We start from the raw sequence: 23,902 nt of genomic DNA, 5'->3' as shown, positions 1-23,902 counted from the left end.
AGACAAAGAAAAAGAAAACCCGGCGATGCCGGGTTTTTTTGTTACTTGATAAAGGTAAACGCGGTGGTGACGTGTTTAACACCACTGACGCGGCTGGCGATGTCCGCTGCGGCTTTGCCTTCACGGTCGGTCACCAGGCCCATCAGGAACACCTCGCCGTTTTCCGTGGTGACTTTCACGTTAGACGATTTCACCTGATCGCTGCTTAAGAGTTGAGAGCGCACCTTGGTGGTGATCCAGGTATCGGAAGAGGCGGTGCCCAGACCAATGGGCTGACCCTGGCGGATCTCGTTAAAGACTTCGGTGGCACCGTCAACGCCCACGGCAATCTGTTTTGCCCGGGAAGAGAGATCGGTATTTGGCGCCTGGCCTGTCAGCAACACTTTCCCTTGATAGGCAGTGACGTTAACACGCGCTTCTTTCTTAATCTGTTCGTCTTTCGACAGCGCACTATTCACGCGCAGTTCCAGTGTACTGTCGTCTACCTGGGTGCCCACGGTACGCGGATCCGTCGCGGCTTTGGTGCCCACGGCTGCGGAACCTACCACCACAGCGCCAACACAACCTTGTAACAGCAGCGCGGAAATAAGGACTGCGAGGGGCGTAAATGCCTTCATGTGTACTCCTTAATCATCCTGGTGAGGAAAAAGCGTGTTATCAATCAGATCGCATAAGCAATTAACCGTCAGCATGTGCATCTCCTGAATGCGCGCGCTGCGGTGGGAAGGAATACGAATTTCGACATCCTGCGGCCCCAGCAGACCCGCCAGCTCGCCACCGTCATAGCCCGTCAACGCGATAATTGACATATCGCGTGTTACCGCCGCTTCCACGGCCTTCACGATATCGCGACTGTTACCCCGCGTAGAGATAGCGAGCAAAATATCGCCGGTATGACCGAGCGCCCGAACCTGCTTAGCGTAAATCTCATCATGCAGACGATCGTTTGCTATTGCCGTTAAGACCACATTATCGGTATTAAGTGCAATGGCAGGTAAACTGGGACGTTCTGTTTCAAAACGGTTGATCATGCTGGCAGCAAAATGCTGTGCGTTGGCGGCAGACGTGCCATTGCCACAACAGAGGATTTTGTTGCCGTTAAGCAGGGAGTGGACCATTGTCATGGCGGCGCGGGAAATGGCGTCAGGCAACGCTTCCGCCGCCGCAATTTGCGTTTGAATGCTTTCCGTAAAGCAGACTTTAATTCGTTCGAGCACGGTAATCCCTATCATTCAGCAATTATGAGTGGTCGTTAAAGGCGTTTTGTATCCACTCAACCTCATTTCCGGTGAAGGCTATCACATCAAACCGGCAATCCACAGTATCAAAACTCCCATTGTGCCGGGCGAGCCACAAACGGGCGGTATGCAGCAGTTTCACTTGCTTCGCCCGGGTGACACTACTCAATGCGCCACCGAAACGGCCTGACCTGCGATAACGTACCTCGATAAATACGGTGGTGTGATTGTGCCGCATTATCAAATCAATCTCGCCGCCGCGCTCGCGCGCATTGGCGGCGATAAACTGCAGTCCTTTGCTTTCCAGCCAGCAACGCGCTTTGGCTTCCCACGCGTCGCCGGTCTGTTTACGATTTAACTCGCCGGGACGATTTGCCCCTGCTGGTATTTGAGCCATGACAACTTCCTGTTGATCACGCAATCCTGAGTGGCGGTCAAATCGCCAGTATTGCCATTGAGTTCGAACCCTGGCACCTGGCGCATTTGCGAGAAGTTATTCGCCAGCGACCAGGCATCGACGCCCATTGCATACAAGCGCGCCAGTGAATAGTCATTGTTCACGCTTTTCAGCGCCTGCTGCATCAGCGAGGGGTTAGCACCCGCGAGCATCGGGATATCGTTAAATTGCAATCCTTCCATTTCAAGGCGGAAATCCGGGCCTGCGCCGCCTTGTGCACTGCGGGAACTGGCATACAGCATCACGCCGCTCTGACTGCCGGTACGCATGGTGATCATCGGTTTGATCAGCGCAATTTCATCCTGTGTCGCCACGATATACGCCGCGTCAATATTGCCACTGCCGCTGATTTGCGCATCGGTCGGCGGCGCAGGAATGTTCAGCCCACCAATGGTCATGCCCTGCTGTTTCGGCAGGCTGGAGAGCACCGGGCTGCCGGTCATCGCAATGCCGGAACCGCTGTTAATCCCCATACGCAGCTCAGCGGTAGAGCCAAATTTTTGTGCCAGTACGACGCCGCCACCCAGTTTTTGCCACTCCTGAGCAAAGGCGTTGCTGATGCGATCGCCCAGCGCGCTACGTGGGATCAGCAATAACGGCGCATGGCGGCCCTGCTCGTGGATATGGCGTGCGGCATCGCGGGCTTCATCTTCCGGAGAGAGGGCGAAGTAGCAAATGTTGGCGCGGTTCTCGACGTTTTCCGGCTGGTTGAGCGCCAGCACGTTCAGTGTGGTGTGGCTGCGCATCAGCTCTTCAACGTTGTTTTTCAACAGCGGACCTACCACGATGCTGGCGCCATCCTGCTGCACCTGATTGAGCACCTGATCCATCGGCTGCGCGCTGGTGTCATAAATTTTCAGCTCTACGCCAGGGTTGGCTGGTGTTGCTGCCACAGCAGGCGCGGCTACGGGCTGCGTTGCATTGGCATCTGCGGGTTGCGCCGTCTCCGTCGCCGGTGTGGTTTCTGTGGTAGCAGGAGCTATTGCGGTTTGCGCCGCGTTGTCCGGCGCTACAGCTTGTTGCGCATCTGGCGCGACAGCGTCTTGCTGCGCAGAGGCGTCGGTCAGATCGCTGACGCTGGTTTGTGATGGACTCACTACCGGGCTGGTTGCCGCCTGAGCCACCTGTTGCGGTACTGCCGGGCCGGACACCGCAGACACTCCGTTTTTCGCGGCTTCAAAACCTTGCTGAATAGCCCGGCCAAAGACTGCGGCCTGGCCATTTAATGGCAGCAGCAGGGCGATTCTGTTGGCAGATGCGGGTTTAAAATTTTGCAGATTCGATAGCTGGCTCGGCAGGGTTTTCGCCCCCGGGTTTTGCGGATAACGAGTCTGCCAGTCGGTGATACCGGCTTTCAACATATTCGGATCGTTACGGTTGTCGATCCACACGCGTTGCAGATCAAGCCAGCCTTGCAGGGTGACTTCATCGGCGTTGATCACAAAAGCCTTTGCCTGATCCTGATTAAAAGATGACAGCGCCTGCCAGGTGGCGTCGATATTTTTCTGTTTTTCTTCCGGGGTGGTTAACAGCGGCTCCTGGGCAATCAATGCGCGCAGCAGTGTCAGCGACGGTTTACCCTGAGAGGCGGTGATGCCGATCTGCCAGTAGCGGGCCTGTTGCTGCTGCTCAAGGTCGGCAGGATCGATTTTATTCAGTAACGCCAGCGCACCGGCAAAATCCCGCTGCGCGAGTTTCAGCTCTGCAGAGAGCAGGCTGTACTCTTTACGCTGGGTATCGTTCAGATCCTGCGGTAGCTTGCCAAACAGCTCGCTTGCCTGCTGGGTTCTCCCCTCTTTCAGCAGTGCACGAATGGCGAGTAATTGCCAGTTGGTCTTGCTATCATCTGTGCTTTGCTGCATCTGCTGCAGGTAAAAAGCAGAATTAGCCTGCGCTGCCCCTTGCATATGCGCGGCGCTCTGGTCACCAGACCGGGTGCCACAGCCAGCAAACAGCAGGGCGGCCAGCACCACAGGCAGGCAGCGTGTGGCTTTCGAACGTAGAAATGTTGACGGTAGCATACTGTATCCAGTGATATTTTTTACGCAATGCTCAATATTAAATCGGCAATACGGATGAAACAATGAAACAACACGAATCGGCGGAGAATTCTCAGGGTCAGCTCTATATTGTACCTACTCCCATCGGGAATTTGGCTGATATTACTCAACGTGCGCTGACTGTGTTGCAAACCGTTGATTTAATTGCTGCTGAGGACACACGTCACACCGGTTTATTGCTCCAGCACTTCGCCATTAACGCCCGTTTGTTTGCGCTGCACGATCACAATGAGCAACAAAAAGCCGACACGCTGGTGGCGAAACTGAGAGAGGGGCAGAATATCGCGTTGGTGTCAGATGCTGGTACGCCGCTGATTAACGATCCGGGCTATCACCTGGTGCGTACCTGCCGGGAAGCCGGTATTCGCGTTGTTCCTCTGCCGGGGCCCTGTGCGGCTATTGCGGCACTGAGTGCGGCGGGGCTGCCCTCGGACCGTTTCTGCTATGAAGGTTTTCTGCCAGCCAAATCAAAAGGCCGCCGCGATACGTTAAAAGGGCTGGAAACAGAAAGCCGTACGCTGATTTTTTATGAATCGACCCATCGTTTGTTGGAAAGCCTGGAAGATATGGTCGCCGTCTGGGGCGAATCCCGTTATGTGGTGCTGGCGCGTGAACTGACCAAAACCTGGGAAACCATTCAAGGCTTGCCGGTTGGTGAGTTGCTGGCGTGGGTCAAAGAAGACGAAAACCGTCGCAAAGGCGAAATGGTATTAATTGTGGAAGGCCATAAAGCACAGGAAGACGAACTTCCCGCCGATGCGCTGCGCACGCTGGCGTTGCTGCAAGCGGAGTTGCCGCTGAAAAAGGCCGCCGCGCTGGCCGCGGAAATCCACGGCGTGAAGAAAAATGCGCTGTATAAATACGCGCTGGATAATCAAGGCCAATAGTCATTGCGGTTTATTACAATAAAAAAAGCATGGCCGGAGCCATGCTTAAGGTTGAGGTTTACAACTTTTTTATAAAAATCAGGTCACCGGAGCCGGGTTAAATACCGCCAGCTGGTTGTGAAGGCCCCATTGATCCGAGAAGGTTTTCTTCCGGCCGCTGGCCACATCAAGGATAAAGTGGAACAGCTTCCAGCCCACATCTTCGATAGTCTCTTCACCTGTGGCGATGGTCCCGGCGTTGATATCCATCAGGTCGAACCAACGGTTTGCCAGTTCAGTACGGGTCGCCATTTTAATCACCGGGACAGCCATCAGTCCGTAAGGGGTACCACGACCGGTGGTGAATACCTGAACGGTGATGCCGGAAGCAACCTGTTGCGTCCCACAAACAAAGTCGCTCGCCGGGGTGGCCGCGTAAATCAGGCCGCGTTTGGTCGGGCGCTGGCCAGGAGAGAGCACTTCAGAAATGGCGCTTTTACCGGATTTGGCAATCGAGCCCAGCGCTTTTTCCACCACATTTGCCAGACCGCCTTTTTTGTTCCCCGGAGAAGGGTTGGCGCTGCGGTCGGTTTTACCCATGTCCAGGTAGTTATCGTACCAGGCCATCTCTTCCAGCAGACGTTTGCCCACTTCTTCGTTGATGGCGCGCGGTGTCAGCAGGTGGATCGCATCGCGGACTTCGGTCACTTCAGAAAACATCACGGTGCCGCCGCAACGGATCAGCAGATCAGATGCATAACCGACCGCCGGGTTTGCCGTGACACCGGAGAAAGCGTCGCTGCCGCCGCACTGCATACCGACAACCAGTTCAGAGGCCGGACAGGTTTCACGTTTACGCTGGTTGAGTTTCGCCAGGTGGCGTTCTGCAACCTGCAAAATATCGTCAATCATGGAGCGGAAGCCGACATGGTGCTCGTCCTGCAAACGCACAATGCTGGCGCTATCCACCGGAATAGACTGCACATCTTCAGTACCTTGCAGCAGGCGTTCCGGCTGCAATTTTTCGCAACCCAGACCAATCACCATCACTTCGCCGCCGAAGTTCGGGTTCAGGGAGATGTTATGGATGGTGCGAATGGGGATCACTGCCGCAGGCGCGTTGATCGCCACGCCGCAGCCATATAAGTGGTTCAGACCGACCACGCCGTCGACGTTCGGGTATTTCGGCAGCAGGTCGCGTTCGATAATCTTCACGACATAATCCACCACTCCGGCAACGCAGTGCACGCTGGTGGTCAAGCCGAGCAGGTTTTTGGTGCCGACGCTGCCGTCTGCATTGCGGTAACCTTCAAAGGTGTAACCTTCCAGCGGCAGCAATGGCTCTGGCACTTTGGTGGCCAGCGGCAGTGTGTTCAGCGGTGGCGCTGTTGGCAGCTCGACCATGGACTCATCAATCCAGCTACCACGAGGAATATCACGTACGGCGTAACCAATGACTTCACCATAACGTACGATTTCGCCATGATGCGGAATATCCACGAGGGCGACTTTATGGCCTTGAGGAATATGCTCAACCAGCTCGAGACCGTCCGGAAAACGCGTACCCGCCTTTAAGCCATTGTCATTAACGATGATAGCGACATTATCGGTGTCGTGTACCTTAATATAAAACGCCCCAGGCGATTGCTGTCTAATTTCAATGTCGGACATTGTCAAGTAATCTCCAGCTAACTGTATGATGCATTACTCAAAGAAAGGAACCAATTCTTTATTCTGGAATAAATATCAGAAATAAAAATCTTGTTTGCTGAAATAAGAATGTCAGGAGTTTAAATACTAAAATGTGATCTAAATCACTTATTTCCGCGATTCCCCGTGTGGTGGGGCTGGATATTGCAAGATCTGTGCATCAGCGCCCAGGGTTATGTGCATATGCTCAAAATATTCTTTCTGTTCAATGTTAAAATTGAGCAACACACCAGTGTGTGGCGTCATAACGCTGTTTATACTGGGGGCTATAAAATCGAAGTGCCAATTATTTGATATTAAGTTTCGAGTGCTTAAATAAAATCGGATAATAAACGGAAAATATAATTATATTTTAAAAGTTAGCGGTGCCCGAGGAAATTAAAATGACTATTGAACATGCCGTCGAGACAAAACGGGGTTTACCCACCCGTTATTTAATTCTGCTGATTATATTTATCGTCACCGCAATTAACTATGCCGATCGCGCGACGCTTTCTATCGCCGGAACAGAAGTGGCGAAAGCGTTGCAGCTTGATTCTGTATCGATGGGCTACATCTTTTCCGCTTTTGGCTGGGCTTATTTGTTGATGCAGATTCCGGGTGGCTGGCTGCTCGACCGCTTCGGCTCGAAAAAGGTCTATACCTGGAGCCTGTTTTTCTGGTCGCTCTTTACCTTCCTGCAAGGTTTTGTCGACGTATTCCCGATCGCGTTGGCAGGGATCTCCATGTTTTTCATGCGTTTTATGCTGGGCTTCTCTGAAGCGCCATCCTTCCCGGCGAACGCCCGCATTGTGGCAGCCTGGTTCCCGGCAAAAGAACGCGGTACTGCTTCGGCGATTTTTAACTCCGCGCAGTACTTCTCCCTGGCACTGTTCTCGCCGCTGCTGGGCTGGCTGACATTTGCCTGGGGCTGGGAACATGTGTTTACCGTGATGGGTGCGATCGGTTTTGTGCTGACCTTCGCCTGGGTTAAGTTTGTCCACAACCCGACCGATCATCCTCGTATGACCCGCGAAGAACTGGAGTACATCGAGAAGAATGGCGCGGTTGTGGATATGGATCACAAGAAAACCGACGACAGCCAAAAAGCCGGTCCTAAAATGGATTACATCAAGCAATTGCTCTGCAACCGCATGATGCTCGGCGTGTTCTTCGGGCAATACTTCCTGAACACCATTACCTGGTTCTTCCTGACATGGTTCCCGATTTATCTGGTGCAGGAAAAGGGCATGTCGATTTTGAAGGTCGGGTTTGTGGCTTCCATTCCGGCGCTGTGCGGTTTTGCCGGTGGTGTGCTGGGCGGGTTGTTCTCCGATTATCTGATCAAACGTGGTTCCACCCTGACGGTGGCGCGTAAATTCCCTATCGTTGTCGGCATGTTACTGGCTTCAAGCATCATTCTGTGTAATTACACCGATAACACAACACTGGTAGTCGCACTGATGGCGCTCGCATTCTTTGGTAAAGGCTTCGGCGCGCTGGGCTGGCCGGTTATTTCCGACGTCGCGCCGAAAGAAATTGTTGGGCTGTGCGGCGGTGTATTCAACGTGTTCGGTAACGTAGCGTCTATCGTAACGCCGCTGGTCATCGGATACATGGTTAAGGAGTTGCATTCTTTCAACGGTGCGTTGGTGTTCGTTGGCTGTTCAGCGCTGATGATGATGGTCTGCTACCTGTTTGTGGTTGGCGACATCAAACGTATGGAACTGAAGAAATAAGCAACAACTCATTAAGGTACAAAAGATGAATAACGATATCTTCCCAAACAAATTCAAAGCCGCGCTGGCGGCGCAACAGATTCAAATCGGTTGTTGGTCTGCGCTGGGTAGTCATATCAGCACTGAAGTTCTGGGCCTGGCAGGCTTTGACTGGCTGCTTCTGGACGGCGAACACGCCCCTAACGACGTGCTCACTTTTGTACCGCAATTAATGGCCTTAAAAGGCAGCGTCAGCGCACCGGTGGTGCGTGTGCCGACTAATGATCCGGTTGTGATTAAACGCCTGCTGGACATCGGTTTCTACAACTTCTTGATCCCGTTCGTGGAAACGGAAGAAGAAGCGATGAACGCTGTCGCCGCGACCCGTTATCCGCCAGAAGGTATCCGCGGGGTCTCTGTCTCTCATCGCGCCAATATGTTTGGCACTGTACCGGATTACTTCCGCCAGTCTAACGCCAATATTTCCATCCTGGTGCAGATTGAAAGCCAGGCGGGAGTGGATAACCTGGACGCCATTCTGTCTACCGACGGTGTAGACGGCGTGTTTGTGGGGCCGAGCGATCTGGCTGCGACCCTGGGCTATATCGGCAACGCTGCGCACCCGGAAGTTCAACGCACTATTCAGCACATTTTTGCCCGCGCCAAAGCGCACAACAAACCGAGCGGTATCCTGGCACCGGTTGAAGCGGACGCGCGTCGTTACCTGGAATGGGGGGCGACCGTGGTTGCTGTCGGTAGCGATTTGGGCGTGTTCCGTTCTGCTACGCAGAAACTGGCCGACACCTTTAAGAAATAACCAAACCACCATTAAAGAGAGAGAGACGCAATTATGACGATGAAAGTTGGTTTCATTGGCCTGGGCATCATGGGTAAACCAATGAGTAAAAACCTCATTAAAGCAGGTTACTCACTGGTGGTCGTGGACCGTAACCAGGACGCGGTTGCCGAAGTGATCGCCGCAGGCGCTGAAGCCGCCACCAGCGCGAAAGCCGTTGCTGAACAGTGTGATGTGATCATCACTATGCTGCCTAACTCCCCGCATGTAAAAGAAGTGGCGCTGGGCGAAGGGGGCATCATTGAAGGTGCGAAAGCCGGTACTGTGCTGATCGACATGAGCTCTATCGCTCCGCTGGCAAGCCGTGAGATTAGCGACGCGCTGAAAGCGAAAGGCATTGATATGCTGGACGCGCCGGTGAGCGGCGGCGAACCGAAAGCTATCGATGGCACCCTGTCAGTCATGGTGGGCGGCGATAAAGCGATTTTCGATAAATATTACGATCTGCTGAAAGCCATGGCTGGCTCTGTGGTGCACACCGGTGATATCGGTGCGGGCAATGTAACCAAACTGGCAAATCAGGTGATCGTGGCGTTGAACATTGCTGCCATGTCTGAAGCACTGACGCTGGCAACGAAAGCTGGTGTGAATCCGGATCTGGTATTCCAGGCAATTCGTGGCGGTCTGGCGGGCAGTACCGTGCTGGAAGCAAAAGCACCGATGGTGATGGATCGCAACTTCAAACCGGGTTTCCGTATCGATCTGCATATCAAAGATCTCTCCAACGCGTTGGATACGTCTCATGGTGTGGGCGCGCAACTGCCGCTGACGGCGGCCGTGATGGAAATGATGCAGGCATTGCGTGCAGATGGTCTGGGTAATGCTGATCACAGCGCGATTGCGTGCTACTACGAGAAACTGGCGAAAATCGAAGTCACTCGTTAACCAGAAGGGGCGCGTAACGGCGCCCTTGATCTCTTTTACATCAGCATCTTTCAGGTTGTTGACGGGCTTCGTATTGCCCGAGCCTGGGGGATGAAGTGCCTGGTTTGCGCGGCACTTTCAGGCTAACCATTATGAAAATCGTAATCGCCCCAGACTCTTATAAAGAAAGCCTGTCTGCCTCTGAGGTAGCGCAGGCGATAGAAAAAGGATTTCGGGAAATATTTCCCGATGCTCAGTACGTTTCAGTTCCGGTCGCGGATGGTGGTGAAGGTACGGTTGAAGCCATGATTGCCGCCACGCAAGGCACCGTTCACACTGCGAACGTGACTGGCCCACTGGGTGAAAGTGTTGAGGCCTGCTGGGGAATGTCTGGCGATGGCAAAACGGCTTTTATCGAAATGGCAGCTGCCAGCGGACTGGCGCTTGTCCCTCCTGAATTACGTAATCCTTTGATTACCACTTCGCGCGGCACCGGGGAACTTATTTTGCAGGCGCTGGAGCATGGGGCGACAAACATTATTATTGGCATCGGCGGTAGCGCCACGAACGATGGCGGCGCGGGTATGGTGCAGGCATTGGGTGCCAGACTGACTGACGCCAACGGCACCGAAATGGGTTACGGTGGCGGTAGTTTAATGAGCCTTAACACCATTGATATTTCCGGGCTGGATCCGCGGCTGAAACACTGCACCCTGCGCGTTGCCTGTGATGTAACAAATCCCTTAACCGGTGAGAAAGGCGCATCGCGCATTTTTGGACCGCAAAAAGGTGCGACTGAAGCGTTGATCGTCGAACTGGATCGCAACCTCGGTCATTTTGCTGATGTGATCAAAACATGTCTGCATGTGGATGTGAAGAATGTACCCGGTTCCGGTGCGGCAGGCGGCATGGGGGCCGCGCTGATGGCATTCCTCGGCGCGGAACTGCGCAGTGGTATTGAGATTGTCACCCAGGCGCTGAATCTCGAAGAACATATTCACGATTGCACGCTGGTAGTGACGGGCGAAGGGCGTATCGACAGTCAGAGCATCCACGGTAAAGTGCCGGTGGGTGTTGCGCACGTTGCCAAAAAATACCATAAGCCGGTTATCGGCATTGCCGGTAGCCTGACCAGCGATGTCGGCGTTGTGCATCAGTATGGGATAGATGCGGTGTTCAGCGTGTTGACCAGTATCAGCACGCTGGAGGAGGCGTTCCGCGGCGCGTTTGACAATATTTATCGCGCTTCACGTAACATTGCGGCCACCCTGCAGGTCGGAATGTTGACGGAAGGGTGACAGCCGCGCGCAAACCCTCTATACTGCGCGCCGAAGCTGACCAGACAGTCGCCGCTTCGTCGCAGTCCTCCTTCGGGGGAGACGGGCGAAGGGGAGGAAAGTCCGGGCTCCATAGGGCAGGGTGCCAGGTAACGCCTGGGAGGCGCAAGCCTACGACCAGTGCAACAGAGAGCAAACCGCCGATGGCCCGCGCAAGCGGGATCAGGTAAGGGTGAAAGGGTGCGGTAAGAGCGCACCGCGCGTCTGGCAACAGTTCGCGGCACGGTAAACTCCACCCGGAGCAAGGCCAAATAGGGGTTCACAAGGTACGGCCCGTACTGAACCCGGGTAGGCTGCTTGAGCCAGTGAGCGATTGCTGGCCTAGATGAATGACTGTCCACGACAGAACCCGGCTTATCGGTCAGTTTCAATTTTTCAGGTAAAAACCCGCTTCGGCGGGTTTTTGCTTTCTGCGGTGCTTCGTACAGGGCGTTATTGCGCGTAAGTAGCCAGCGTAGTCACCGAATGTGACCCAGCGAGCGATCGCCTTCCGGGCCCTGAATCAGGCGCGTCAACTCCTCACAGCGGATGATCATCCCGTCCTGTAGCGTAAAATGTGCCAGCACGTCGACATGTGACTGCCCGCCCGCTTTCTTACTCACCACGACCCGGTGGTGGGTTAGCACCTCCTGGTCGGCATGGGCGATGGCGATAATGGTCACCTCAATAGCGTGTGTCAGTTGCTTAAGCCTGGCCATATGATCCACAAAACCGTGGAAGTCCAGCGACTCACCGTCCACATACTGACGATACTGTGGTGAAAAGAATGCGCGGATTTTGGCTTCATCGTGTTCCGGGTTGCAGACGATAGCATGTAATGCCAGGGCAACGCGCTGAGAGACATCGGACATCGTTTGATCCTCATTGATTCGGGTAAGCAGAGGATATCGAAGCCGGTGAACGGTATATTAGCCGTAACAGGTCATTAAATACGGTGAATCAGCCATGTTAATTGTGCACAGTGAGCGACTGACGCATCAAAGCAAACATAAAACTGACTGGCACCAGCACGCGACCGGGCAGTTGTTCTGCATCCACCGTGGCATGATGATTGTACAGACAGAGCATGCGCAGTGGGCGCTGACTCCCGCAACCCTCGGCTGGTTTCCTGCGCATATGCGCCACAGCGCCTGGAGCGTTGGCGACATCGATGGGATCAGCATGCAGCTTGACGGCGTGGCTTTATCCGCGCAGGCGGGCATCTGGTTTGCCGATCCTTTTTTGATGCTGCTAATGGAAAGGCTGCGTCATCGTGTAACAAACCCGGCGGAACAGCAGCGACAGCGACATCTTCTGACAGTAATGGTTGACGAAATCGCACAGCTATCTCCTGCGCCGCTGAGACTGATACTGCCGGAAGACCGTCGCGCCCGGCAGGTAGCTGAATTGCTATTAATGCAGCCCGAGACTACGATCCGGCAAACGCAGTTGGCTTCTCGCTTTGGGCTTAGCGTTCGAACACTTAGCCGGTTGTTCAGTGAGCAAACCGGGCTCAGTTTTAGTCAGTGGCGGCAGCAGACGCGAATCCTGGCTTCACTGGAGTATTTACTGAGGGGAGAGTCTGTCAGCGAGACGGCGGCGCAATGTGGGTATGAGAATGTCAGCGCGTTTATCGCTGCATTCAAGCTGCGCTTTGGCACAACACCGGGGGCGTTTCGTTTGAATAACGGTGGCTGATACGGGCGGTAGCGGCAAGGGAAAGCATAGAGACGTTCGGGCAAGGCGTAGCCCCGGCCAGCACCGGGGCGGACAGTCAGGCTGAGGCTTCTTCTTCCGCCAGCCGGATTTCGGCTTCGGCAACAATGGCTTCCAGTTCCGTCAACATCTCTTCAAACCCAAACCCACAGGTGGCATCGTGGGGGGAGGATTGCGCACTATCTGAGAGGGTACTTCTGCTGTTTTTGTTCATGGACTTACCTGCATAACGCAACTATCACACCGGTAAATCTATCAGTAATGCACGTAAAGGCGTATCGGCAACCAGCGTTATGTTAGCCTCGTCACGAATAAACGCACCGTCACCGCACGTCAGGGCTTCCCTGGCTTCGCAGTGCGTGACTGCATGCACTGTCCCGTGAATGGACTGCAAATACGCCCGCGGGCCATGTAACTGAATACTCAGTTCTTCGCCTTTTTCCATCTCGATATGGTGTAGCCAAACCTGCTGACGCAGTTGCAAACTCTCCTGGCTGCCATCCGGCGAGGCCAGCAACTGTTGTGGTCGCGCAGTAATCATGACTTTCTGCACCGGCGGGTTTTCCCGCTCCGGGCAGGCATCAAGCCATAACTGCATACGCGTTAACGGCTTATCTTTGCTCAGGTTATGTTCGCTGTAGCTGATGCCAGGCTGGGTGGCAATCAGTAGCGCTTCGCCCGCTTTCGCCTGAACATGGTTGCCTTCACTGTCGCGATATTCGGCTTCACCTTCCAGAATCAGGTTCAGAATATCCACTTTCGGGTAGGTACGCGGCTGGAAAGACGCGCCCGGTGCGAGGACTTCCTGGTTTAATACACGCAGTGAGGCATAGCCCAGAAGTTTCGGGTCAAAGTAGTGTCCAAAAGAAAAAGTGTAGCGGGCCTGAAGCCAGCCGAAGTCAGCTTGTCCGCATTGTTTTGCTGTACGGGTAGTAATCATCGTTATTGACCTCTCTTTACTTAAAACAATGTTAAAGGTATGGACGCTTCATTGTTAGCCAGATATTCTGCCCGGTATGTTCAAATTTCCTGAATGAGAACAAAAATGGCGAAAGAAAGGGCACTTACGCTGGAAGCGCTGCGCGTAATGGATGCAATTGATCGGCGAGGGAGCTTCGCTGCGGCAGCGGATGAGTTAGGGCGCGTTCCCTCCGCGTTGAGCTACACCATGCAGAAACTGGAAGAAGAGCTGGATGTGGTGCTGTTTGATCGCTCCGGACACCGGACAAAATTCACCAACGTCGGGCGCATGCTGCTGGAGCGCGGCCGTGTGTTGCTGGAAGCCGCAGACAAACTCACTACCGACGCTGAAGCGCTGGCGCGTGGTTGGGAAACACACCTGACGCTGGTGACGGAAGCGCTGGTGCCGACGGTTGAGCTGTTCCCGCTGGTGGATCGTTTAGCAGCGAAGGCCAACACCCAACTGTCGATCATCACTGAAGTGCTGGCTGGGGCATGGGAGCGGCTGGAGCAGGGGCGGGCGGATATCGTGGTCGCGCCGGATATGCACTTTCGATCGTCATCCGAAATCAATTCGCGCAAGCTGTACTCGGTGATGAATGTGTACGTTGCCGCGCCAGATCACCCTATTCACCACGAGCCAGAGCCGTTGTCGGAAGTGACGCGAGTGAAATACCGTGGCGTTGCGGTAGCGGACACCGCCCGTGAGCGTCCTGTACTGACGGTGCAGTTGCTGGATAAACAGCCAAGGCTGACGGTAAGCACCATTGAGGACAAACGTCAGGCGTTGCTGGCCGGGCTGGGTGTGGCGACCATGCCTTACCCGCTGGTGGAGCAGGATATCGCGGAAGGACGTTTGCGGGTGGTTAGCCCGGAATACACCAGCCAGGTGGACATTATTATGGCCTGGCGGCGCGACAGTATGGGCGAAGGTAAAGCCTGGTGCTTGCGCGAAATCCCAAAACTGTTTGCCGGTAAATAAGTGATCGTTTTGCCGGGTGCGCTGCGGTCACTTTCAGGCAAAGAGTTTGGGTTCCGGCCCGAAACGGTTCTCCTGGGGCGTCCCGTGCTGGCTGTAGAAAGCCAGCAGCGCCAGCCAGCCAATCACCGGAAAGAGCAGCAGCAATAACCAGCGCCAGCTACGGTCGGTATCGTGTAAACGGCGGACCTGAACAGCAAGCGACGGCACCAGTACCAACAGCTCATAAAGCAGACTCAATGTGTGCCAGCCGATGATCCTGTCTATAACATGCAGTACGCCAAAGAGAATGAGATTGACCAGCGTGAACATCCAGAACTCGCGGCGATGCGCGCGTCCGCGGAAAGTGGCGTAGTTTCTAAGCACTTTGAAATACCAGTCCATTCTCCACCTCGGTCAACGGTCAATTCGTTGTTTTCTAAGCGATCATAGTAAGAATAGACGGCAAAAAGAGAAACGGGTAAGCGCGGAAACAAATTTTCGGGCGCGTCGTGACGCGCCCTTAAGGCTCAACGGAAACGACTGTCCCGGCCATGGGGTTCATCCAGGTTCTGCCATGGGCCGATAGAGATAATCCCGGTCGGGTTGATGGTTTTGTGGCTACGGAAGTAATGATGGCGGATATGATCAAAATTGACGGTTTCCGCTATACCCGGCATCTGATAGATATCGCGCAGGAAACCATGCAGGTTGAGATAATCGCTGATGCGGTGTTTGTCGCATTTAAAATGGGTAACGTACACCGGATCAAAGCGAACGAGTGTAGTCCACAGGCGAATATCTGCTTCTGTCAGTCGGTCGCCGGTCAGATAACGGTGCTGGCCAAGGATCTGTTCCAGTCGCTCCAGCGCGTTAAACACATTTACCACAGCGTCGTCATATGCTTGCTGGCTGGTAGCGAAGCCCGCTTTATAGACACCATTGTTGACGTTATCGTAGATCCAACTGTTTAACTCGTCGATCTGGCTGCGTAATTCTGGCGGATAGTAATCGCCTGCTTTCGCGCCCAGTCCGTCAAAGGCGGTGTTAAACATGCGGATGATTTCCGCAGATTCATTGCTGACGATGGTGTGACGCTGCTTATCCCACAGCACCGGTACGGTGACGCGTCCGCTGTAGTGGGGGTCGGCATGCAGATAGAGCTGATAAAGGAATTCATGCTGGTACAGCATATCGCCGGTGGCGGCCGGGAAATCATCATCAAAGGTCCAACCATTTTCCAGCATCAACGGGTTAACCACGGAGACGGAAATAAACGGCTCGAGCCCTTTTAACTTGCGCAGGATCAGCGTGCGGTGTGCCCATGGACAGGCGAGAGAAACGTACAAGTGGTATCTCTCTTTCTCGGCGATAAAGCCACCTTCACCGGATGGCCCTGGCGCGCCGTCGGCAGTCAGCCAGTTGCGAAATGCGGAAACAGAGCGTTTGAATTTGCCGCCGGTGGATTGCGTGTCATACCAGGTGTCATGCCAGACGCCGTCAATCAGTTGTCCCATTTTGCTTCTCCTTCAGATAGCAAAAGCGAGGAGTAAACCCCTCGCTTTGCTGTATTGGTACTTTTCAGTATAGAGCGCTTACCATTTTTTATTCACCACACGGTCAATGCTGATAGCACCCGGACCAGTGATGCCCAGCAGCAGGAAGCCGCCAGCGATGCTCAGGTTTTTCATAAACATCAGCGAGTTCACGCCTTCCGCAAAGTTGCTATGGAAGATAAATGCGGTCAGCAGCGTGAAACCGGCAGTAAACAGTGCTGTGGTGCGGGTCAGAAAACCGAACAGGATCGCCAGACCACCGCCGAACTCAAGCAGAATAGTCAGCGGCAGGAAGAACCCCGGAACGCCCATTGCTTCCATGTATTGCTGGGTACCTGCATAACCGGTGATTTTGCCCCAGCCAGCGGTAATAAACAGAATTGGCATCAGGATACGCGCAACCAGAAAACCAACATCTTCTAATTTTTTCATCTTTCTCTCCAGGGAACCACAATAGCGGCTGTAAGTAAATAGTGTGCAATTACCGGCAGATGCCGCGTGCTTGCTGTCGATGGAGAGGATATTAATCGCGACGGTGGCGGATTGTTAGCAAGGAAAACTGTCGAAATTTTTCAAAAAAACTGAGTAAGAGAAGTGAGAGGCAGGCGATGTGTTCCATCGCCTGTCAGGGGGTTATCGTGGCGCGTTAAGCGTTGCTTTAACCAGTCGCCACAAACTCCAGGCGCTCAGCCCGCGTTTGGCCCAGCGCACCAGCCTGTTGGGGTGACGAACAGACCAGATAGCCATTGCACCACTACCCACAAGCGCCCAGGAACGCAGGCTTAACAGCACGTTCCAGCCACGATCGTAGGCACCGGTGGCTTCCAGCCAGTCGCGCCGTCCGGCGGTGAGATCCAGGCGTTGTTGCTGGATCTCACTGAGCAAGCGTGCTTTGCGCTTCAGGCGTTCCGCTTTGTTGCTCACGGTTTTTCATCCTCCAGCAAGGCGCGGTCATTCACCAGCTCCTGCCGGGTATGGCGCAGTAGCGTTGACGCCCGCGCTTTGCGCAGTGTCCAGATGCCGCCAATGAGCGCCAGCACCAGCAACACCACGGTGGTTGCAATCATCGCATTCAGACGATATTGCGGATCGATGGCCCAGATTATCAGCACCATCAGGCTCATCAGGCCAAATGCGGCAAACAGCATGGTCAGCCCCAGCATCAGCAGCAACTGGAATAAATTGGCTTTCTCTTCTTCCAGCTCGACGACCGCCAGCCGCAGACGGGTCTCAACCATTTCAACAAGGATGGTCAGAATACGCTGACCAATCCCCAGCACGCTTTTGCCTGGCCCCTGCGCGTTTCGTGGCTCTGTCATATCAGCGACGCGTCAACAGGACGCCCAACACCACGCCAATGGCGGCGCCGATACCTACGCTGGCCCACGGATTTTCGCGTACGTATTCATCGGTACGGGCGGCCGCTTCACGGGTTTGGCGGGCGAGCGCATCGCCGGTTTCGCCAAGGCGATGGCGGCTATCGCGCAGCGCCTGTTCAGCTTTACTGCGTAACTTACTCAGCTCTTCTTTCGATTTTTCCCCGGAATTGCTCAGGACTTCTTCGAGGGTATCCGCCAGGGATTTCAACTCAGCGCGCAGATGATCAGCATTATCTTTCGACATAATTCTCTCCAGGTGAGTGAGTGGTAACTTCCTTCATTCAGTAGTCACGCGCTTCCAGAGCTTTCAGTTGTTCCTGCGCCTCTTTCAGCTTGTGTTCACGTTTGCTTATTTTGTCCGCATCGCCTTTTTGCTTCGCCTCGCTCAGTTCCCGGCGACGCTCCGCAATCTCTTCTTTCTGTTCAGCGATTTTTTTCTGATGGGCAGCGCGTAGCTTGCTGTCAGAACAGCTTGCGCGCACTTCGCGCAGCGCTTTGTTCAGACCGTCAATCCGGCTCTGATTGTTATGCTTTTCGGCATAGCTGATTTCTCGCTGGATCGCCTGCTCCTTCTCCTGACAAGGCGTTGCGGCCTGAGAAACTGCACTCAGAGAAAGAAGGGCCAGAGCCAGTGCGATGCGGTAATTCATAGTCGAAACCTTCCATTGTTAGCCGGCGAAACGGTCGTTACGCCAGCATCCAGTGACAAAAAGTGAACCCTGGTTCCGTCTACTCAAGCATAGTTAAGTTAACGGATAACACCAAAGTGAGTGAAAAGATTCAGAATCCTGGAAGGATCAACCGAACCGATGCGTGCTGTTGCGCAGGCGGGTGAGCCAGGCGGAGGTCTGGCTGGCGTCATCGTCCTGTGCGGCGATGATGTATCCGTGGGGCAAGGTACGATCCAGTACGGCTTTTGCTGCGGCGCTTTGCGCGCTGGAATCAAACTTGATCAGTATGGTGTCGTTATCAGGGGTAATGCTTTTAAAGCGAATGCCATTCGCGTCAAGATGATGCCAGATGGAGAAGCCATCGGGTACGCTAATGTTTTGCGCTGCCGGGCGAATCGCCAGCGTGGACTCGCGATCCTGCAATGCTGTCCAGGCGAAAAACATCGCGCTGAACAGCGCCAGCGCGCAGATGCTCATGACCAGCCAGCGCAGAAACGGACGTTGCAATTCCATGCTTTTAACTCCGGTTGCCATATTTTTTCTTCCACAGAACCACCAGCGAGCCAATCAGGCCAATCACCAGAAGGGCTACCGGAAGCAACATCAGGCAGGACATCAGTGCGTCTTCGTATTTGCGAAACACCGGCGTCTTGCCCAGCAGGTAACCCAGCGTGGTCAGGATCAGCACCCACAACAGACCGCTCATCCAGTTAAAAAACTGAAAGCGGGCATTACTCAGACCAGAAAGTCCGGCAATAGTTGGTAACAGCGTACGAACGAATGCGATAAAACGACCAATCAACAGCGCGGAAAGCCCATGTTTATGAAACAGATGGTGCGCCCGTTGATGATAATGCGCAGGCAAATGCGACAGCCAGTTTTGCACAAGGCGCGTATTGCCTAGCCATCGCCCCTGGATGTAACTGAGCCAGCAACCGAGACTTGCCGCCGCGGTCAACAAAAGGATGGTTTGCGGGTAACCCAGCGCACCTTTGGCAATCAACACGCCAATCAATACCAGCAGACTGTCACCCGGAAGAAACGCCGCCGGAAGCAGGCCATTTTCCAGAAATAAAATGACAAATAAAACAAAATAAAGCATGCCGATCATGCCTGGGTTCGACAATGTTTCGAAATCCTGGCTCCAGAGGGCATGAAGTAATTGGCTTAATAGTTCCATTCAGTGTTCCTGGTACATCGGTTTACGTCACGCCCGGAACAGCACGGCGATGCGTTCTAATACATTATGGTCGCTCGTGACACGCCCGGTGCGGCATATTCCCGAAAAAGACTCTGGGAGCAAGCACTAACTCACATGATGGCGAAATGCATCCAATTGTAACAAAGGCTGACGTTATACGTCAGTCAGAAAAAAACGTTTCGGTGATGATTTTGCTTGTCGGGAGAGGGGGAGGCGAGGCTATTTACAAACGCTGACACTCTATACTTTTTACTTACCCAAAACAGATGACAGGCGCAGCGTAACTCTGCGCCCGGAAAGCTATTTTTACTTGGTGCCGGTAGCGGCAGTATCGAGATGCACCACCGGGTTTTCCGCAAACAGATAACGGTCGGCGTTAAACTCGAAATCGTCGCTGGTTTCGTTAAATAGCATCTGTTTGGTATTTTCCAGATGTTGCCACATCGCCAGTTTTGCCGCGTGTGGATCTTTACGGATTAACGCCCGCAGGATCTGGTCATGGTCATCGCACCAGTTATCCACTGTACGTAAGTCAATGTGATCGTGCAGTTTTTTCCAATACGGGTTGTGTACGCGTTGGGTCCACATTTTTTCGACAATCGCTGCCAGCGCGGTGTTTTGCGTCGCCAGCGCAACCTGTACGTGGAATTGCAAATCCCATTCTGAATCGCGGAAGCACTTCTCTTTACGCGCGTTATCCTGAATTTCCATCAGCTTCATGATGTCCTGTTTCGTCACCTGAGTGGCGGCGAATTCGGCAATATTGCTTTCAATCAGCTGGCGAGCTTGCAACAGTTCAAACGGACCGTAATTGGCGAATTCAAGATTTTCATCCGGCGCTTGCGTATGCCGCGGCTGGTTAGAGATGACATGGATGCCGGAGCCTTTACGTACTTCGACATACCCTTCCACTTCCAGCATGATGATGGCTTCACGAACGACGGTCCGGCTCACGTTTTTCTCATCAGCGATGAAGCGTTCGGCAGGCAGTTTGTCCCCGACAAGGTACACGCCTTGCTCAATACGGCTTTTAAGCTCCGCGGCTAGCTGCTGGTACAAACGTCGTGACTCGGAGATTTCCATATGAGCTCCAGGGAAAGAAGGGCAATAGTAGATTTGTTATACCACTTTTACCTGATTCTCACCACAATCTATAACGAAAAAGCCGCCCTGCAAGGCGGCTTTTGTCAACATTAATGCGGTGCATCAACTTTGTGTTGCGGTATTACCCACCGAATGACTTTTCGCAAATTCTTCCGCCGTTTGGTTTTTCAGCACGGTCCAGATGACAATCGCACCCAGCACGTCGAACAGGGCCAGTACGGCGAACAGCGGGCTGAAGCCGATGGTGTCAGCCAGTGCGCCGACCACCAGCGCAAACAGCGTACTTGCGGTCCAGGCGGCCATACCGGTCAGGCCGTTTGCGGTGGCCACTTCATTACGACCAAATACGTCGGAAGAGAGGGTAATCAACGCGCCGGACAGAGACTGGTGAGCAAAACCGCCGATGCACAGCAGACCAATTGCAACATACGGGCTGGTGAACAGGCCGATCATGCCTGGGCCAATCATCAGTACCGCACCCATGGTGACAACCATTTTACGGGAGACGATCAGGTTAACACCGAAAAGGCGCTGGAACAGCGGCGGCAGGTAACCACCCACGATGCAGCCAAGGTCAGCAAACAGCATTGGCATCCAGGCGAACATCGCAATTTCTTTCAGGTTAAAGCCGTAAACTTTGAACATGAACAGCGGGATCCAGGCGTTAAACGTACCCCAGGCCGGTTCTGCCAGGAAACGCGGCAGCGCGATACCCCAAAACTGACGAGTGCGCAGGATCTGCCATGGCGACATTTTCTTGCCATTGTTGGTCTGGTGTTGTGCTTCCTGACCACCAATGATGTAGTCACGTTCTTCTTCGCTTAATTTTTTCTGATCGCGCGGGTGCTTATAAAGGAGCAACCACGCCATTGCCCATGCAAAGCTCAGCACACCAGAAATGATGAACGCCATTTCCCAGCTGTGCATCACGATAGCCCACACCACCAACGGCGGAGCAATCATCGCACCGATAGAAGAACCAACGTTAAAATAGCCAACGGCGATAGAACGCTCTTTTGCCGGGAACCATTCAGACGCCGCTTTCAGGCCTGCGGGGATCATCGCCGCTTCAGCCGCGCCGACCGCACCACGCGCCAGCGCCAGACCGCCCCAGCTACCCGCCAGCGCAGTCGCGCCGCAGAAGATAGCCCAGGTTACAGCGAAGAAGGCGTAGCCAATCTTGGTGCCAAGGATATCCAGAACATAGCCTGCAACAGGCTGCATAACGGTATAAGCCGCGGAATAAGCCGCAATGATATAGGAGTATTGCTGAGTGCTGATGTGCAGCTCTTCCATCAACGTTGGAGCCGCTGCCGCTACGGTGTTACGTGTCAGGTAGCCCAGCACGGTGCCGACCGTCACCAGTGCTATCATGTACCAACGTAATCCTTTGATTTTACGCATGTAAACCTCATCGTTATGTTATTACCGCTTGCGCGGTCATCCTGCGATCGCCCTCGAAGGATGAAACGGGAGGACGTAACCGGGAACCAGTCCCGGTACGGCCCAAACCTTGCCATAAGTAAGCGTGTTCAAGTCGGTATCCGTACCCAAAAAATCCGATCAATGTGTTGTCGGGAATGCATTCCGTCGGCTTATGTGTTCGACGGCAGAAAGATAACTTGTCATACAACTTGAAAAGGTGAGTGATATCACAAAAGTGTTTTTCTTTGTGTGGTCTTTAACTTTGGCGCGAGAAGCCAGATGCAGCGCGGTCTGGCGCGCTATTTACAGGAACAAACGGTAATTTTTTGTCTGCTTTTATTGATCCAACTCACGAAAATATCTTCGGGCTATAGAAATTGGTGTGATAACTTTGTCAGCATCTAAGGTAAACATCAGACGCACTCGTTGAGAGGAAGACGATAATGACTCCGTTTATGACTGAAGATTTTCTCCTGGACACTGAATTTGCTCGCCGCCTGTACCACGACTACGCAAAAGATCAGCCAATTTTTGATTACCACTGCCACCTGCCGCCGCAGCAGATTGCAGATAACTACCGCTTTAAAAACCTGTATGACATCTGGCTGAAAGGTGACCACTACAAGTGGCGTGCAATGCGTACTAATGGTGTACCTGAGCGCCTGTGTACCGGGGATGCGTCCGATCGCGAGAAGTTTGATGCCTGGGCGGCAACCGTGCCGCATACAATCGGCAACCCGTTATACCACTGGACGCATCTTGAGCTGCGTCGTCCTTTTGGTATTACAGGTAAGCTACTTTCGCCTTCTACTGCCGGGGAAATTTGGGAGCGTGGTAACGAACTGCTGGCGCAGGATACGTTCTCCGCGCGCGGTATCATGCAGCAGATGAATGTCAAAATGGTCGGCACCACTGACGATCCGATTGATTCTCTGGAGCATCATGCGTCGGTTGCCAAAGACACCACCTTCCGTATCAAAGTGCTGCCGAGCTGGCGTCCGGATAAAGCCTTCAATATTGAACTGGCGACCTTTACTGATTACATGGCGAAACTGGGCGAAGTGTCTGATACCGACATTCGTCGCTTTGCCGATCTGCAAACAGCCCTGAGCAAACGTCTGGATCACTTTGCCGCGCATGGCTGCAAAGTGTCTGACCACGCACTGGACGTTGTGCTGTTTGCCGAAGCCAGCGAAGCCGAGCTGGATAGCATCCTGGCGCGTCGTCTGACCGGTGCAACGCTGAGCGAAAAAGAAGTGGCACAGTTTAAAACGGCGGTACTGGTATGGCTGGGTGCTGAATATGCCCGTCGCGGTTGGGTACAGCAGTACCACATTGGCGCGCTGCGCAACAACAACCTGCGTCAGTTCAAACTGCTGGGGCCGGACGTTGGCTTCGACTCCATCAATGATCGCCCGCTGGCGGAAGAACTCTCCAAACTGTTAAGCAAACAGAACGAAGAAAACCTGCTGCCAAAAACCATTCTTTACTGTCTGAACCCGCGTGATAACGAAGTTCTGGGCACCATGGTTGGTAACTTCCAGGGGGAAGGCATGCCGGGCAAAATGCAGTTCGGTTCCGGCTGGTGGTTTAACGACCAGAAAGATGGCATGGAACGTCAGATGACCCAGCTTGCGCAACTCGGCCTGCTGAGCCGTTTTGTCGGTATGCTGACCGACAGCCGCAGCTTCCTGTCTTATACCCGTCACGAATATTTCCGCCGCATCCTGTGCCAGATGATTGGCCGTTGGGTGGAAGCAGGGGAAGCGCCGGCGGATATCCAGCTGCTGGGCGAGATGGTGAAAAATATCTGCTTTAACAATGCGCGTGATTACTTCGCGATTGAACTGAACTAAAGCCGTTTGAGG

27 protein-coding genes and 1 other RNA gene are annotated in these 23,902 nt (G+C 53.8%); 9 read left to right on the top strand and 19 right to left on the bottom strand.

What is annotated here, in order from left to right; translation table 11 throughout:
• Positions 1-41: 41 nt before the first annotated feature.
• The 4 genes from dolP to GA0061071_RS20555 are packed head-to-tail and all read right to left on the bottom strand — an operon-like array spanning position 42 to position 3,716.
• Positions 42-617 (bottom strand): division/outer membrane stress-associated lipid-binding lipoprotein, encoded by a 576-nt coding sequence (gene dolP, locus GA0061071_RS20570; RefSeq protein WP_061493039.1) that lies wholly within the window; start codon positions 615-617, stop codon positions 42-44.
• A gap of 9 nt (positions 618-626) precedes the next feature.
• Positions 627-1,217 carry a DnaA initiator-associating protein DiaA gene (gene diaA, locus GA0061071_RS20565; protein ID WP_040016590.1) on the bottom strand — a complete coding sequence of 197 codons (591 nt, stop codon included), beginning with the start codon at positions 1,215-1,217 and terminating at the stop codon, positions 627-629.
• Between the two features lie 22 nt (positions 1,218-1,239).
• Positions 1,240-1,635, bottom strand: coding sequence for a YraN family protein (locus GA0061071_RS20560; RefSeq protein WP_061493040.1), 396 nt, complete (start codon positions 1,633-1,635; stop codon positions 1,240-1,242).
• The gene (locus GA0061071_RS20555) at positions 1,593-3,716 is read right to left on the bottom strand and encodes a penicillin-binding protein activator (protein ID WP_088237677.1); all 2,124 of its coding nucleotides are present in this window, start codon (positions 3,714-3,716) and stop codon (positions 1,593-1,595) included. Before GA0061071_RS20555 ends, GA0061071_RS20560 begins: the two co-directional genes overlap by 43 nt.
• 62 nt (positions 3,717-3,778) lie before the next feature.
• On the opposite strand from GA0061071_RS20555, the gene rsmI reads away from it, so the two are divergent.
• Complete coding sequence (gene rsmI / locus GA0061071_RS20550; RefSeq protein WP_061493042.1) at positions 3,779-4,642, top strand: 16S rRNA (cytidine(1402)-2'-O)-methyltransferase; 864 nt, start codon at positions 3,779-3,781, stop codon at positions 4,640-4,642.
• Between the two features lie 78 nt (positions 4,643-4,720).
• On the opposite strand, the gene garD is transcribed toward rsmI, so the two are convergent.
• Positions 4,721-6,292: a galactarate dehydratase gene (garD, locus tag GA0061071_RS20545; RefSeq protein ID WP_088237678.1), complete on the bottom strand. Its 1,572-nt coding sequence runs from the start codon at positions 6,290-6,292 to the stop codon at positions 4,721-4,723.
• Positions 6,293-6,714: 422 nt separating this feature from the next.
• Here garD and GA0061071_RS20540 point away from each other — a divergent pair, with 422 nt between their 5' ends.
• From GA0061071_RS20540 to rnpB, 5 genes are all read left to right on the top strand, one after another.
• The gene (locus tag GA0061071_RS20540; RefSeq protein WP_061493044.1) at positions 6,715-8,049 is read left to right on the top strand and encodes an MFS transporter; all 1,335 of its coding nucleotides are present in this window, start codon (positions 6,715-6,717) and stop codon (positions 8,047-8,049) included.
• 25 nt (positions 8,050-8,074) lie between these two features.
• Complete coding sequence (garL, locus tag GA0061071_RS20535) at positions 8,075-8,845, top strand: 2-dehydro-3-deoxyglucarate aldolase (protein ID WP_061493045.1); 771 nt, start codon at positions 8,075-8,077, stop codon at positions 8,843-8,845.
• 33 nt (positions 8,846-8,878) lie between these two features.
• Positions 8,879-9,769 (top strand): 2-hydroxy-3-oxopropionate reductase, encoded by an 891-nt coding sequence (gene garR, locus GA0061071_RS20530; RefSeq protein ID WP_061493046.1) that lies wholly within the window; start codon positions 8,879-8,881, stop codon positions 9,767-9,769.
• 131 nt (positions 9,770-9,900) lie between these two features.
• Positions 9,901-11,046, top strand: a complete 1,146-nt coding sequence (garK, locus tag GA0061071_RS20525) for a glycerate 2-kinase (protein WP_088237679.1) — start codon at positions 9,901-9,903, stop codon at positions 11,044-11,046.
• Between the two features lie 32 nt (positions 11,047-11,078).
• Positions 11,079-11,458, top strand: an RNA gene (gene rnpB, locus GA0061071_RS20520) — RNase P RNA component class A.
• An 85-nt stretch (positions 11,459-11,543) separates the two neighbouring features.
• On the opposite strand, the gene GA0061071_RS20515 is transcribed toward rnpB, so the two are convergent.
• On the bottom strand, positions 11,544-11,936 hold the full coding sequence (locus GA0061071_RS20515) for a nuclear transport factor 2 family protein (RefSeq protein WP_061493048.1): 393 nt from the start codon (positions 11,934-11,936) through the stop codon (positions 11,544-11,546).
• A 94-nt stretch (positions 11,937-12,030) separates the two neighbouring features.
• Between GA0061071_RS20515 and GA0061071_RS20510 the strand changes: the two genes are divergently transcribed.
• Positions 12,031-12,762 (top strand): helix-turn-helix transcriptional regulator, encoded by a 732-nt coding sequence (locus GA0061071_RS20510; protein WP_088237680.1) that lies wholly within the window; start codon positions 12,031-12,033, stop codon positions 12,760-12,762.
• A 76-nt stretch (positions 12,763-12,838) separates the two neighbouring features.
• Here GA0061071_RS20510 and GA0061071_RS23730 read toward each other — a convergent pair whose 3' ends face one another.
• Positions 12,839-12,994 (bottom strand): hypothetical protein, encoded by a 156-nt coding sequence (locus tag GA0061071_RS23730; RefSeq protein ID WP_167352673.1) that lies wholly within the window; start codon positions 12,992-12,994, stop codon positions 12,839-12,841.
• 24 nt (positions 12,995-13,018) lie between these two features.
• A complete protein-coding gene (locus tag GA0061071_RS20505; protein ID WP_088237681.1) occupies positions 13,019-13,720 on the bottom strand; it encodes a pirin family protein in 702 nt (233 codons plus the stop codon).
• 105 nt (positions 13,721-13,825) lie between these two features.
• Here GA0061071_RS20505 and GA0061071_RS20500 point away from each other — a divergent pair, with 105 nt between their 5' ends.
• Positions 13,826-14,722, top strand: a complete 897-nt coding sequence (locus GA0061071_RS20500) for a LysR family transcriptional regulator (RefSeq protein ID WP_061493051.1) — start codon at positions 13,826-13,828, stop codon at positions 14,720-14,722.
• Positions 14,723-14,755: 33 nt separating this feature from the next.
• Here GA0061071_RS20500 and GA0061071_RS20495 read toward each other — a convergent pair whose 3' ends face one another.
• The 11 genes from GA0061071_RS20495 to GA0061071_RS20445 form a co-directional block, all read right to left on the bottom strand.
• Positions 14,756-15,103, bottom strand: coding sequence for a DUF805 domain-containing protein (locus GA0061071_RS20495; RefSeq protein ID WP_061493052.1), 348 nt, complete (start codon positions 15,101-15,103; stop codon positions 14,756-14,758).
• Between the two features lie 125 nt (positions 15,104-15,228).
• The gene (locus GA0061071_RS20490; protein WP_061493053.1) at positions 15,229-16,215 is read right to left on the bottom strand and encodes a glutathione S-transferase family protein; all 987 of its coding nucleotides are present in this window, start codon (positions 16,213-16,215) and stop codon (positions 15,229-15,231) included.
• A 78-nt stretch (positions 16,216-16,293) separates the two neighbouring features.
• The gene (locus GA0061071_RS20485) at positions 16,294-16,686 is read right to left on the bottom strand and encodes a DoxX family protein (protein ID WP_088237682.1); all 393 of its coding nucleotides are present in this window, start codon (positions 16,684-16,686) and stop codon (positions 16,294-16,296) included.
• Between the two features lie 201 nt (positions 16,687-16,887).
• Positions 16,888-17,178 carry a YqjK-like family protein gene (locus GA0061071_RS20480; RefSeq protein WP_061493055.1) on the bottom strand — a complete coding sequence of 97 codons (291 nt, stop codon included), beginning with the start codon at positions 17,176-17,178 and terminating at the stop codon, positions 16,888-16,890.
• The gene (locus GA0061071_RS20475) at positions 17,175-17,573 is read right to left on the bottom strand and encodes a phage holin family protein (RefSeq protein WP_061493056.1); all 399 of its coding nucleotides are present in this window, start codon (positions 17,571-17,573) and stop codon (positions 17,175-17,177) included. The genes GA0061071_RS20480 and GA0061071_RS20475 overlap by 4 nt, the downstream gene beginning before the upstream one ends.
• 1 nt (position 17,574) lies before the next feature.
• Positions 17,575-17,877: an ElaB/YgaM/YqjD family protein gene (locus GA0061071_RS20470; RefSeq protein ID WP_061493057.1), complete on the bottom strand. Its 303-nt coding sequence runs from the start codon at positions 17,875-17,877 to the stop codon at positions 17,575-17,577.
• A gap of 37 nt (positions 17,878-17,914) precedes the next feature.
• Positions 17,915-18,283: a DUF1090 domain-containing protein gene (locus GA0061071_RS20465; RefSeq protein WP_061493058.1), complete on the bottom strand. Its 369-nt coding sequence runs from the start codon at positions 18,281-18,283 to the stop codon at positions 17,915-17,917.
• A 147-nt stretch (positions 18,284-18,430) separates the two neighbouring features.
• Positions 18,431-18,817, bottom strand: coding sequence for an EnvZ/OmpR regulon moderator MzrA (gene mzrA, locus GA0061071_RS20460; RefSeq protein WP_088237683.1), 387 nt, complete (start codon positions 18,815-18,817; stop codon positions 18,431-18,433).
• Between the two features lie 4 nt (positions 18,818-18,821).
• The gene (gene yqjA / locus GA0061071_RS20455; protein WP_061493060.1) at positions 18,822-19,484 is read right to left on the bottom strand and encodes a DedA family general envelope maintenance protein YqjA; all 663 of its coding nucleotides are present in this window, start codon (positions 19,482-19,484) and stop codon (positions 18,822-18,824) included.
• A 327-nt stretch (positions 19,485-19,811) separates the two neighbouring features.
• Positions 19,812-20,588, bottom strand: coding sequence for a transcriptional regulator ExuR (gene exuR, locus GA0061071_RS20450; RefSeq protein ID WP_061493061.1), 777 nt, complete (start codon positions 20,586-20,588; stop codon positions 19,812-19,814).
• A gap of 123 nt (positions 20,589-20,711) precedes the next feature.
• Positions 20,712-22,013, bottom strand: a complete 1,302-nt coding sequence (locus GA0061071_RS20445) for an MFS transporter (protein ID WP_088237684.1) — start codon at positions 22,011-22,013, stop codon at positions 20,712-20,714.
• Positions 22,014-22,477: 464 nt separating this feature from the next.
• On the opposite strand from GA0061071_RS20445, the gene uxaC reads away from it, so the two are divergent.
• Positions 22,478-23,890 carry a glucuronate isomerase gene (gene uxaC / locus GA0061071_RS20440; protein WP_061493063.1) on the top strand — a complete coding sequence of 471 codons (1,413 nt, stop codon included), beginning with the start codon at positions 22,478-22,480 and terminating at the stop codon, positions 23,888-23,890.
• The last annotated feature ends 12 nt before the right edge of the window (positions 23,891-23,902 follow it).

The organism is Kosakonia oryzendophytica (assembly GCF_900094925.1).
Taxonomy (GTDB): domain Bacteria; phylum Pseudomonadota; class Gammaproteobacteria; order Enterobacterales; family Enterobacteriaceae; genus Kosakonia; species Kosakonia oryzendophytica.
The sequence above is the reverse complement of the archived record's forward strand: the minus strand, read 5'-3'. Positions and strand labels throughout refer to the sequence as shown.